Source organism: Dolichospermum circinale AWQC310F (assembly GCF_000426925.1).
GTDB lineage: Bacteria > Cyanobacteriota > Cyanobacteriia > Cyanobacteriales > Nostocaceae > Dolichospermum > Dolichospermum circinale.
This window is the reverse complement of sequence record NZ_KE384685.1, coordinates 151,160-162,965: the sequence shown is the minus strand read 5'-3', so window position 1 is coordinate 162,965 and position 11,806 is coordinate 151,160. Positions and strand designations below refer to the sequence as shown.

The 11,806-nt window shown below is 35.8% G+C and carries 15 protein-coding genes and 1 tRNA gene; 7 read left to right on the top strand and 9 right to left on the bottom strand.

Features of this window, described 5'->3' with window-relative positions; translation table 11 throughout:
• From ACIR310F_RS22430 to ACIR310F_RS0112780, 4 genes are all read right to left on the bottom strand, one after another.
• Window positions 1-1,544 (bottom strand): peptidase domain-containing ABC transporter (locus ACIR310F_RS22430; protein WP_231387520.1); only part of this gene is annotated, 1,544 nt, incomplete at its 3' end.
• A gap of 112 nt (window positions 1,545-1,656) precedes the next feature.
• Window positions 1,657-3,150 carry an HlyD family efflux transporter periplasmic adaptor subunit gene (locus ACIR310F_RS0112790; RefSeq protein WP_028084172.1) on the bottom strand — a complete coding sequence of 498 codons (1,494 nt, stop codon included), beginning with the start codon at window positions 3,148-3,150 and terminating at the stop codon, window positions 1,657-1,659.
• Window positions 3,151-3,337: 187 nt separating this feature from the next.
• Window positions 3,338-3,601: a CTB family bacteriocin gene (locus ACIR310F_RS22425; RefSeq protein ID WP_155963786.1), complete on the bottom strand. Its 264-nt coding sequence runs from the start codon at window positions 3,599-3,601 to the stop codon at window positions 3,338-3,340.
• Between the two features lie 361 nt (window positions 3,602-3,962).
• A complete protein-coding gene (locus tag ACIR310F_RS0112780) occupies window positions 3,963-4,670 on the bottom strand; it encodes a diacylglycerol/polyprenol kinase family protein (RefSeq protein ID WP_028084171.1) in 708 nt (235 codons plus the stop codon).
• A 59-nt stretch (window positions 4,671-4,729) separates the two neighbouring features.
• Between ACIR310F_RS0112780 and yidD the strand changes: the two genes are divergently transcribed.
• Window positions 4,730-4,978: a membrane protein insertion efficiency factor YidD gene (yidD, locus tag ACIR310F_RS0112775; protein WP_028084170.1), complete on the top strand. Its 249-nt coding sequence runs from the start codon at window positions 4,730-4,732 to the stop codon at window positions 4,976-4,978.
• 86 nt (window positions 4,979-5,064) lie between these two features.
• Here the strand turns inward: yidD and ACIR310F_RS27370 are convergent, their stop codons facing one another.
• Window positions 5,065-5,193 (bottom strand): hypothetical protein, encoded by a 129-nt coding sequence (locus tag ACIR310F_RS27370; RefSeq protein WP_269208365.1) that lies wholly within the window; start codon window positions 5,191-5,193, stop codon window positions 5,065-5,067.
• Between the two features lie 11 nt (window positions 5,194-5,204).
• Between ACIR310F_RS27370 and ACIR310F_RS24355 the strand changes: the two genes are divergently transcribed.
• The 3 genes from ACIR310F_RS24355 (at window position 5,205) to ACIR310F_RS22420 (ending at window position 6,929) form a co-directional block, all read left to right on the top strand.
• Entirely contained in the window at window positions 5,205-5,357 is a 153-nt protein-coding gene (locus ACIR310F_RS24355) for a DUF1902 domain-containing protein (RefSeq protein ID WP_081677590.1), read from the top strand.
• Between the two features lie 84 nt (window positions 5,358-5,441).
• Window positions 5,442-5,564, top strand: coding sequence for a hypothetical protein (locus ACIR310F_RS27365; RefSeq protein WP_028084169.1), 123 nt, complete (start codon window positions 5,442-5,444; stop codon window positions 5,562-5,564).
• Window positions 5,565-5,627: 63 nt separating this feature from the next.
• Complete coding sequence (locus tag ACIR310F_RS22420) at window positions 5,628-6,929, top strand: tetratricopeptide repeat protein (protein ID WP_051289617.1); 1,302 nt, start codon at window positions 5,628-5,630, stop codon at window positions 6,927-6,929.
• A gap of 38 nt (window positions 6,930-6,967) precedes the next feature.
• Here ACIR310F_RS22420 and pyrE read toward each other — a convergent pair whose 3' ends face one another.
• Together pyrE and ACIR310F_RS0112750 are read right to left on the bottom strand one after the other, a co-directional pair.
• Window positions 6,968-7,597 (bottom strand): orotate phosphoribosyltransferase, encoded by a 630-nt coding sequence (gene pyrE / locus ACIR310F_RS0112755; RefSeq protein WP_028084168.1) that lies wholly within the window; start codon window positions 7,595-7,597, stop codon window positions 6,968-6,970.
• A 120-nt stretch (window positions 7,598-7,717) separates the two neighbouring features.
• Window positions 7,718-7,790, bottom strand: a tRNA-Arg gene (locus ACIR310F_RS0112750).
• A gap of 338 nt (window positions 7,791-8,128) precedes the next feature.
• Between ACIR310F_RS0112750 and ACIR310F_RS0112745 the strand changes: the two genes are divergently transcribed.
• Window positions 8,129-8,464 (top strand): hypothetical protein, encoded by a 336-nt coding sequence (locus ACIR310F_RS0112745; protein ID WP_231387518.1) that lies wholly within the window; start codon window positions 8,129-8,131, stop codon window positions 8,462-8,464.
• Here the strand turns inward: ACIR310F_RS0112745 and ggt are convergent.
• A complete protein-coding gene (ggt, locus tag ACIR310F_RS0112740) occupies window positions 8,461-10,182 on the bottom strand; it encodes a gamma-glutamyltransferase (protein WP_414534263.1) in 1,722 nt (573 codons plus the stop codon). The two genes, ACIR310F_RS0112745 and ggt, sit on opposite strands and share 4 nt — an antisense overlap.
• Window positions 10,183-10,269: 87 nt before the next feature.
• On the opposite strand from ggt, the gene ACIR310F_RS27360 reads away from it, so the two are divergent.
• Window positions 10,270-10,404 (top strand): hypothetical protein, encoded by a 135-nt coding sequence (locus ACIR310F_RS27360; RefSeq protein ID WP_269208366.1) that lies wholly within the window; start codon window positions 10,270-10,272, stop codon window positions 10,402-10,404.
• Between the two features lie 128 nt (window positions 10,405-10,532).
• Complete coding sequence (locus tag ACIR310F_RS22415) at window positions 10,533-10,922, top strand: DUF4276 family protein (RefSeq protein WP_051289615.1); 390 nt, start codon at window positions 10,533-10,535, stop codon at window positions 10,920-10,922.
• A 124-nt stretch (window positions 10,923-11,046) separates the two neighbouring features.
• Here ACIR310F_RS22415 and ACIR310F_RS26865 read toward each other — a convergent pair.
• A partial coding sequence (locus ACIR310F_RS26865) for a nucleoside transporter C-terminal domain-containing protein (protein WP_331271314.1) occupies window positions 11,047-11,806 on the bottom strand: 760 nt, incomplete at its 5' end.

Sequence of the window (11,806 nt, the reverse complement as noted above, 5' to 3'; positions counted from 1 at the left end):
TTTCCTCCCGGAATCTGAATAGAAAAATCATCTAATAAATCAACTCTGCCGGGGTGATGAAATTTAAGATTTGAACAACTAATATCAGCATTGCTGGAAATTTGTACAATTGGTTTTTGACTTCCTCCTACTACTTCTGGTGTAGCATCAATAACTTCTAATAATCGAGAAACTGCGGTTTGAGAGCGAAAATATTCATCCACAAAGCTAACTAATGAGTTAATTAAAGCTAAAACATTTACTTCTAAAGCATTAAAAGCTAACATTTGACCGATGCTTAAATTTCCTCTAATTACCAAAATACTGCCAAATCCTAGTAAGAGAACGCCACCAATTGTAGATATAATTCTGGCAAGAGTACCATTGATAATTGCTATTTGTACTGTACTAAAAGTAAGATTAGCTAGACGACCAAAACGACTTTGAAATTCATCCCAAAATTGAGGAGCAGCATTGGTAGTTTTAATTACTTGTGCGCCTTTAAATGTTTCTACTAAAACACCTTGATTTTCTGCTCCTAAAACTAAGAGGCTGCGGGTTTTTTGTTGCAAAATAGGTAAAAAAGGTAAAGTAGATAAGGTCATTAAACCAGCAACTAATAAAGCGGCTATTGTTAATTGCCAGCTATAAAATAACATTAAGCCAAGAGAAATTACAGCGATAAAAAACTGACTAGGTAAAACAATCACAATTTGTGATACTAATTGGTTAATTTCGCCAATATCTCGGAGTCTGCTAGTAATTTCACCACTGCGACGGGATTCATAATAATTTAAAGGCAATTGCAGAAGTTTACGGCCAAATTCTAAGACTAAACCTAATTGTAATCTTTGTCCAAAATGAGAAATCATTAAAGCTTGGAATACTTGTAAACCTCCACTAAATAAACTCATAACGACAACAGCAGAAACGACAACAGTAAGTAATTGTACATCTCCACGAACGAGAACATCATCTGTTAATAATTGAATCAAAACCGGAGTTCCTAAAGCTAGTAAACCCAGGACAATATTAATCATTAAAACCTGAGTTAGTAAGCCACGATAGGGTAAAATGCGACGAAAAAAGCGCGTTATTCCACCTTTTGATTCTTCTTGGGGTTGGTCAGAAAAACGATCTGGATCTGGCTCTAATAAGAGCATTACACCGTTCCAGGCAGCAGTTAGTTCTTCTTTTGTCAAATAACGGATTCCCACCGCAGGATCGGCAATAACGTATTTTTTTGCTTTTTTACCATATAAAACAACCCAATGATAGCCTTGCCAATGGATAATTGCGGGTAATGTAATTTCTGTAATTCTGTCTATAATTTCTGGAGAAGCTTTAACTGCCCTAGCATTAAAACCGAGATTTTCTGAGCCTCTTTTTAAACCTAATAATGTTGTTCCTAATTGTCCAGTACCAACAGCTTCCCGACTTTTAATCATACTTAAAAAATGTCCATAATGCTTGCTAATAGAAACTAAACAAGCTGCTCCACAGTCTTCTTCACTTAACTGTAAAGTACACTGATAATCTTGATGATTTTTAAAAGTATTGAGCATATTGAAAATAATTATTAAGAGTATTTTAGTAGGTTGGGTTGACGTGAGAAAACCCAATTTTAAAAAGCTGATGTTGGGTTGCGCTATCCCTTAACCCAACCTACATTTTCACCTATGAATTAGTAATTAACTTGCTTTTTCTCAGGATGAATTGGAGTACAGTTTCCCGACGAGAAATAATATCAGCGTGTCCTTCCATACCAGATTTGAGATTACATAAATGATTACCTTTTCCTAAAAATAGACTTTCTGGTTCAATATTAATTTCATAAGTAGCTAATTGGGGTGTACTAATAATTGAATTATTCGGATTATTTTGTGTGGTTGCTAAAACATCTGCTCCAACAGTTTTGACAGTTCCTTTGAGAGTTCCATAGTCAGGATAGGGACAAGCGGAAACCTGCATTTGCACTGCTTGACCGGTTTTGACTTTGTCAATATCTTTAGCAGGAACGTGAGCTTTGATAATTAAAGGAGCATCTACAGGAGAAATTTGAGCGATAGCTTCACTGAGTTGTACAACCTGTCCAGGGTTGCGGAGTTTAAGTTGCATAAGTGTACCATTAGTTGGAGAGCGAATCACACTTTTATTCAACTCATTTTCTAATTGTTGTAGTTCTTGACGGGTGCGAATTTGTTGTTTTTGTAGTTCTAAATGTTGTTGAATTAATGTTTCTTTTTCTTTTTTTAAAGCTGCTAAATTAGCTTCACCTTTGGACTTTTCTTGTTTAATTCTTTCCGATGCTACTGTTACTGTTGCATTACTGGGATTGACGGCACTTTTTGCTTTTTGTAGGTTTATTTGTGCTAATTTAACAGCTTGTTCTTTTTCTTCTTGGAGATTTTTAGCACTAAATTTAGCTTGTTCTAATTTTGATTGAGCCGATTTAACGGCTTGTTCTTTTTCCTCGACTAGATTCTGAGATATTGCTCCCGATTCAGCTATATTCTGCAAGCGATTTCTCTGTAAGATAGCCAGTTTTAATGCTGCTTCTGCTTCTTGTACCGTTGCTATTAATACCTTTTCTTTTTTTAATCTTTCTAATTGTTCCTTGGCTAAATTTATAGTTATTTTAGCTTGTGTCATTTCTGCAATGGCTTTAATTTGTTGATCTTTATAGTTACGTTGAGTTCCAGTTAATTCAGCTTGGGTAGCTATAATAGTCCGGTTATTTAAGTTAGTTTGAGCAATTATTTGAGTATTAATTTGATTAATTTGAGCATCAATTTGAATAAGTTGTAATTGATTTTTCTCAATAGTATTTTGCAGTTGTCTTTTTTGAGATTGTAGTTGGGAGTCATCAATATAAGCAATTATTTCTCCTTTATTTACTACCTGATTTTCTTTGACAGCAATTCTTTTAATAGTTCCCGTCATTGCCGATTCAACTAACCGTAATTCTCCCAATGGTCGGATAGTTGCGGGAACTTTAACCGTGACGTTATAATAAAGAATGGAAGTAAGACTTGCAGCAACTACAAACATACTAATCATCACTCCCCCACCGATATGAATCCATTTACCGATATGGGGAAGAAACTCATTAGCTTCTAAAATATGGAGATGATCAGAATTTGATTCATTTAAGTTATGGGAATAATTCACGGTATTACACCTTTAGTGATAAATCAATAGTTGAATTGCATAAATTTTGAATTTTGCATAAAAAAGATTCCAGAAACTAATTCACTAATGCTATTCTCCTAAATTCAATGGTGATATGAATTGGGTTTGGCAAAAGAGAAAATGGTAAAATAACTCTGGAATCCTAATTTGTTTTTATTATCCCAATCTATGAAGGAAGAGTGACAACAGGTACAGCAGGAACAGCAGGTGCAACGGGTGCAGTTATACCTACTGCACCTGTTGATGCGGTAACGGTGGTATTATTAAGACCTCCACCTTTGACTGTACTACCCTGAAGATTAGAATTGCTTTCACCCAATGTGCCTGAACGTCTATTACCAAAAGCACTTGAGTTTAGAGAAAAATCTGCACCACCAGTTAGTAACTCTTGTTCTTGATCTGATAGGACGGTTAACATTTGATTTGACACGATTATTAGCCTCACTTATGTGATTAAGTGTTTTATTACCTAACAACTCAACTATAAGCATTGTTGGCTAATATTTCATAAATCTAAGGGTAGAAAGTAATGTTTGCAAATTTACCTCTATAAGTAGAGACAAAATAACTTCTAAAAGTAGAGACAAAATAGTTTTTTATCACTAAAATAGTGTTAGCTGATACATTGTTAATACATTAATTTTCTTTTCTAAAATCTTCATAATTCATAATTTTTATTGTTTAATTTTTTTTTCATAGAAAAATCTGATGATAGGAATTTACTTTGGTTTTTTTATCAGGAAAAAATTTAATCTCTATATTTTTATATATTTGCCTATACCAGCAATTATTCAGGAATTAAAGAGTATCTGAGCTAACAGATAAGCACAAGTAGCACTACCGACAGGAACGGTTAAATTATCTATTCCCCAAAAAGAAAATGCTTCTAAAATCGTAGCTACTAAGGCAACTATTAAAGAAACTATCCAAGTTTGCCAAATATTACCTTGAGTAGCAAGTAAAATAGTTACACAAATCAAATAACTAATTAAAGTCACTGTTAAAGAACCTTCCCAGCTTTTCTGAGAACCGAAAAATATGTATTGATGTTTGCCAAAACGTTTACCAATTAAAGCAGCTAATCCATCTCCCCAAGCCATAATCATAATCCCTAAAACAGCGTATTCAGGTTGATGTAAATGCCAAAAAATACCCACTAAAACCCCAATACTCACAGCATAGAAAAATGTTCCCAAACTATGACGACCGACGCTATTAATACCAGGAAAAATGGGGAATTTATAGGATATCAAGGTGATAATACTCGCCAAAACTGAAGCAGTAATTCCCACATAAGCAGGAATATCTAACCACCAAGCAATTAAAATCACGTTACCCATGCCAATATGCACGATTTTACGAATGATTTCTGGTTCACTATCAGTAAAACGATATACTACCCAAGCAATGCAGATAATTAATCCCACCCAAACCGCAGCCGGGGCAATTTGCAGCGATAATGGAGAAATGGTTTCCAAGCCGAGAAATGTGTTAAACAATGTCAAATAGATGTATTTTTCACTTTAATCCTACTTTATTAGATTTGGGTATGAAAATATTGAAAATATTATTGATTTGGCTCATTCAGGGTTATCGTTTATTTATTTCTCCTCTGTTTCCCCCCACTTGTCGCTTTCAACCGACTTGTTCTATGTATGCGATTCAAGCAATTGAACGGTTTGGGGTGTTTCGGGGTAGTTGGATGGCTATTATGCGGATTTTACGCTGTCATCCTTTTCATCCAGGAGGTTATGATCCTGTTCCAGATGTGAAGGAAAAATCTTGTTGTGAACATGAGTATCTTTAGCTTTTAATAGCACATCCAAAACAGGGACAACATCTGTAAATGGAGACTCATTAAAAGCTGTTTTTGGGTCTATATTATCAATTAAGTCAGTCAGGTTGAATGTCTAGACATAACAGGTCTTTTAGTGCTTCCTGCATCTGACGATAGTTGATACTATAGACCACATTCCGCACTTCAATAAGAGGTATAATTGGAGGAAGCGATCGTTGTGTCATAGTGTACGTTTATGAGTGAATTATCTTTAAAAGTCCATGCTTTCTGGGATGAAGAGGCTCAAGTCTGGACCGCCTCTAGTGAAGATGTACCCGGTTTAGCAACAGAAGCTAGTTCTTTAGAATATCTAACGCAGAAGCTCATGATTATGGTTCCAGAGCTTTGAGAACTGAATCAAGTGATCTCAGGTGATTCAGTTCAAGAAATTTCAATCGATTTCCGTAGTTCCATTGCCCTTTAGCAATAAATAATGGCTGAGAGAGAAAGGGCTTATCTATTAAGCAGTTCAGCCATGAAAGCAAGATTACTTGCAGCTAGAAAACGTCAAGATGGGATTTCTTTGGAAGCAGCCTGTGAAAAACTTGGAATTTGATAATGATATCTATTAATCTAGATCGAGAAAAAGATAAATTTCTTCTCTATTCTCTCTTTATTTATGAATCAAAATATTATTAATACTTTACATCAACAGGGTTTAGATCATTATCGTAGGGGTAATTATCAACAAGCAATTGCTAGTTTTGATGCGGCTTTAGCATTATCTGCTAATTTTTCCACTGCGTATATTAATCGTGGTAATATCTTTCATATTTTAGGTAATTATGAAAAAGCGATCGCTGATTATGACCAAGCTATAAATATCAATCCTAATTTTGCAGAAGCTTACCATAATCGTGGTAATAGTTATTATGCTTTGCAAGCATATCAAAATGCTATTAGTGATTATAATCGTTCTCTAGAAATTAATCCTAATTGTGCTACAGCTTACTACAATCGTGGTTTAATTTATGCTCATCTCCAAAATTATCACCAAGCAATTAAGGATTTTAATCAAGCATTAACAATAGTTCCTGATGATATTCAAGTTTACTATCAACGGGGTTTAATTTATGGCAATCTAGGGGATTATCACCAAGCAATTAGCGATTATAATCAAGCATTACAAATTAATCCTGATTTAGATATAGTATATGCTTTTCGAGCTAATGCACATCACCAATTAGGAAATTATGAAAATGCAATTACTGACTATAATCAATCATTACAAATTAATCCCCTTTTAGCTACAGCTTACTATGGACGGGGAACGGTGCGGGAAGCTATGCAGGATTTTGTCGGTGCTGTTGCAGATTATACTCAATCAATATCAATCACCCCAGAATTTGCTCCAGCATATTGCAAACGAGGTGACGCTCACAAGTTTTTAGGTAATATACAAGCAGCAATTAAAGACTATAACCAGGCTTTAACAATAGATTCTGACTTTTTAGCCGCCTACTATCACAGAGGAAATATTCGTTATACAGTCAAAGATTTTAATGGTGCAATCAGTGATTTTACTGAGGCTTTACGATTAGATCCCCAATCTGCTGTATTTTATAGCGATCGCGCTAATGCCCGTTATGCCCTCAATGAGTATAAGAAAGCAATATCTGATTATACCCAAGCAATCAGTATTAACCCTAATTTAGCTGAAGACTGGTTTAATCGTGGTCGCAGTTACTTTCTTTTAGGAGAATTAAAAGCAGCATTAACAGATTTAACCCAAGCAATACAATTACAACCACGTTATCCCTTAGCCTATTTAGTCAGAGCGGATATACATAGACAACTAGGGAATCATCTAAACGCCATTAAGGATTTCCGCAAATCCGCTGATCTTTATTCCCAGTCAGGAAATATACAATATTATCAGGAAATTATGAAGCTGATTTCCAGAATTTCCGAGGTGGGTTAACAATAGCGTCACCCACCACACCATGTTACCAATACAGGTTACTCTATCGTAGATTTAATTTCTCGATAGCGTTCCTGAAGATCCTGAATCGTAAATAAAGCCTGAAATTGCAACCCAGCAGACTCATATAACTCCCCACCCCCTTGCAATCTATCTATCAGTGAAATTACCATATTTACAGTATAACCTGCTGCCTGTAATCGTTCCACGGCTTTGAGTGCAGATTGTCCAGTTGTTACCACATCTTCCAAAACTACGACTTTCGCACCCTGGGGTAAACTCGGACCTTCAATGTAAGCCATTGTACCGTGTCCCTTGGCTTCCTTACGAATAATTAAAGCTGGTATCGGTCTATTTTCATAGACAGAGACTACACTCACTGCTGATACAATAGGATCAGCCCCTAAAGTTAAACCAGCTACAGCCTGAGTATCTTCAGATAAGATATGTAACAATAGTCTCGCCACGGCTAAAGCACCCTGGGGATGAAGTGTTACTTGTTTCCCGTTAATATAGTAAGAACTACGTTGTCCAGAAGAGAGAACAAAATCCCCTTCTTGATAAGCAAGCTGACAAAATAAATCTAGGAGCTGATGACGGAGAATAGTTAAATCAGTAGTAACCGCCCAAATATTTGAGTTATTAGGGGTTTGAGTGGAATAAGACATTATAAACCATGAAAAGTTGTGTGAAACCAAACCTAAAACTCAACAGAGTTTTCAAACTAAGCATAAATTAAGATCTACTCAAGCAAGCACAAACCTTTATGGTTAGGCTGGTAAATAATATGAGCGCGGAGGGACTTGAACCCCCGACCCACAGGACCGGAACCTGTTGCTCTATCCACTGAGCCACGCGCCCTTGCATATACATTTAACACTATAACATACTTTTTGAATTTGGTGAAAATTAAATTCTTAGTCATTTTTTATGTTAGTTTTTATACAAAGATTTAACTCTAAAATCTTTTTCACCATATAATTTAGTATCGTAATAATTTAGTATCGTAAGCGATCGCACTTTATTTTTTAGCACAAGTTGGTAAAATCAAAATATGAGTAAAAACATAGTTGTTGGATCTAGCAGTGCGAAGCCGTCAAATCCCTTATTTCCTGTTTATTTTGACTTTAGTTATCATAATTTGCTTTAGTAATTTCTGGCATAAATTACCAAATTTTCCTTGTAAAAATGACGGATTTATGATTAGTGAAAGTACAAAATATTATATTCATCCTAAGAAAGTTGTGGTTCGTCCTTGGTTAGGTCAACATCATGTATATGCTGTGTTTATGCTACCAAATAATTATTCACATGATCCTTTAATTAAAGTTAATTTACCATTCAATCAAACCTTCTGTGGAGTTGTAGCAAATCGTAGTCAAACTATAGCTGGAATTAATGCTAAATCGGGACATTATTTAGTAAAAGCATATTTACAAACACTCACTGCAATTAAGTTTATTCTCACAGGTAAAATCAATGATCTCAAAGAAGTAAAAAATTGGCAATTAGGTTATGGTCAAAAAGAGAATTAATAACCCTTTGGAGAACCATCACCGCGAGGATCGGCCGCTGCTTCTAGGGTATCATCTTCTGTAACTGTGATGGCATTTGCATTGCCCCAAGGTCGAGTTTCCGTGATTCTATGTCCCCGTCGGCGCAAGTCTTCAGCGGTTAACGCATCTAAACCCCATACTTCCACTCGCAATTCATCTGGTAGCCATTGGTGATGTATGCGGGGGACCGAAATCGCTGCACCAACATCCATTTTGGATTCTAAAACATTCAAAATTATTTGCAATACTTGGGTAATAATTGTACTACCACCTGGCGCACCAACAGCCATTCGCAAGCGATTATTTTCGGTGATAATGGTGGGTGTCATACTAGAAAGGGGCGTTTTTTTGGGTGCTATACTATTAGCTTTCTTACCCACTAAAGCAAAGGCGTTTGGTACTCCTGGTGCAACTGCAAAATCATCCATTTCATTATTTAAAACTATTCCTGTTCCGGGTGTGACAATTCCCGCACCAAAACCTAAGTTAATTGTGAAGGTTAAACTGACGGCGTTTCTATCTGCGTCCACTACATTTAAATGACTGGTTTCTGTTGATTCATGAAATTTTGAAGTTTTGAGTCCAGGTTTAATTTCTGTTGATGGTGTTGCCATTTTCATGTTAATTTCTTGGCGACGTTTTTGGGCATAAGCTGGGCTAATAAGTTGGGAAATTGGAACTTTAACAAAATCAGGATCACCTAAATATTCTGCGCGATCGCTATAGGCAATTTTCATTATTTCTATGATTAAATGTATAGCATCGGGGTGATGCCATCCCCAAGACTTTAAGTCTGTGTCACCGATCATATTTAACATTTGTAATAAGTTAACTCCTCCAGATGATGGTGGAGGCATAGAACATATTTTACTTTTACGAAAGTTACCACATACAGGATTGCGCCAGATTGCTTGATATTGTTTTAAATCTTCAATAGTAATTAAACCACCATTTTTATTCATATCTGAGGCTATTATTTCAGCAATTTTTCCCGTGTAGAAACTTTGAGGATTTTCAGAAATTGCTTCTAGAGTTTTAGCTAAATCAGTTTGAATTAATTTTTCTCCTGGTTGATAATATTCACCATTACGAGTAAATATTTTTTTAGCTGCGGGGTTTTTTAGTATTGCTTGTTTACGGATTTCGTAGGCTGCTGAAGAACGCCAAGCAACCCTATCACTAATTATAAAACCATTTTTAGCCAGTGCAATTCCAGGTTTCACAACCTCTCGCCAAGGTAACTTACCATAACGACGATGAACTTCGTACATACCTGCTACAGTCCCCGGTGTTGCTACTGCTAAATAACCAGTAATACTCGCGCCAGGTCGCACTTTTCCCTCAGCATCTAAATACATATTTTTAGTAGCTTTAATGGGTGCGCGTTCTCGAAAATCTAAAGCTTTAATTTCCCCGGTTTTTTGAGAATGAAAAAGTAAGAAACCACCGCCACCAATACCAGCAGAAAAAGGTTCAACGACTGAAATAGCGAAGGTTGTAGCTACTGCTGCATCTATGGCATTTCCGCCTTTTTTTAACATTAAAAGTCCAGCTTCACTGGCCAGAGAATTTGCAGAAACTACCATTCCCCTTTTACTACGGAGGGGCAGGGTGATGGTAGCTGATACGGCTTGACTGGTGAGGATAGCAGCAAAGGAGATAAAGGAGATGATTAGGTGTTTTGTTTTGGTAATCATGGGCATTTTTAGCGTAAATTAAAGCGTGCAAAAACTAGTTAAATGATAAAATACTATTTATTCATCACCATTGGCAAGACTTAGATTATGAACTCATTTGAAAGGATAACTATTGAAGGATATCGTCGCTTGTTTGGTGATAGTTTTAATTTAGAACATTGGCTAGAAGAATATAGTTTAGATCAAGTTTGGGCAATGAATTTAATGGGAGGTCGTCCATGAAAATAGCAATTTTAGTTGAGGGTGCAACGGAAACAGCATTTAAGCAAGTTTTACAGCGGTTTCCGATCTGATGAAGTACAAAGTTGAATCATGAAACTCTTGTGGTGCGGGCATCTTGCCCGCTAAATATGTACCTCATAACACCGGTAAGTGCTGTATTAGGTTTTCTCATATTACGGTTACAAAAAATACCCAAACTCAAGTTTATTACCCATGATGGACGCATTCCCAAAGGAGATAAACTCAAGCGTATTGTAGAAAACTTGAAGGATTTAGCAAAATCTAACAAGTCATCACCAGCAGGTTTACCAGAAAAGGTAAATCATGGAAATCCACCATTTTATAGAATTAAAGAAATATTTGAAACAGGTAAATGCAAACGCAGTTACAATAAAATTCGTGATGCTGCGAGAATTTTAAAAGGGCAAGATTTGATGGTTTCCATTAATCAATGTGCTGAATTAAAGGCGTTTATTAATACTATTCTTGAGTTATGTAAGGTTGATTTAATTCCATAAATCAGAAAATCATATTATTAAATAAACAAGACCAACAGGTTTTTATTGAACCATGACTTAACCCACATCAACCCAATTTAAAATTAAGAAATGCTGCTAAAGTCTATCAGCAATTTTATTCTGATTAAATCAACATTCCCGCAATTCCAGCAGTAATAAAACCTGCCAATAATCCGCCAATCATTGTTTTTACACCCATACGTGCTAAATCTTTTTGACGGTTTGGTGCGATTCCTGTGATCCCACCAATGGTAATTCCTATTGAGCCAATATTAGCAAAATTACATAAGGCATAAGTAGTAATAATTATTGAACGTTGAGAAATTTCCTGTTTTTTAATCAGTTCTCCCAAATCCAAATAGGCGATAAATTCATTTAAAATCGTCTTTTTACCTAATAAAACCCCAACTTGTCCACAGTCAGCCCAAGTTATCCCCATTAACCAGGCTACAGGAAACATAATAAAAGACAACATCCATTCTAGTGATAATTGCGGATAACCAGATAATTTTCCCAACCAACCTAAACCAGCATTAACAGCGGCCAATAAACTTAAAAAAGCAATAATTATTACTCCCACATTCACCGCTAATTTTATGCCGTCAATTGCCCCAGAAGTCGCTGCGTCAATCACATTAACATAATTACTTTTGATATCTATATTAACTTTTCCAGTAGTGTCCGACACTTCTGTTTCTGGATACATGATTTTTGATACTATCAAAGAAACAGGAGAAGTCATAAAAAAAGCTGCAATTAAATGTTCTGGGGGAATGCCAAAAGATAAATAAGCACCTAATACCCCACCAGCAATAGTAGCAAAACCACCAGTCATAACGGCGTGTAATTCGGATTGAGTCATATTTGCTACATAAGGCTTGACC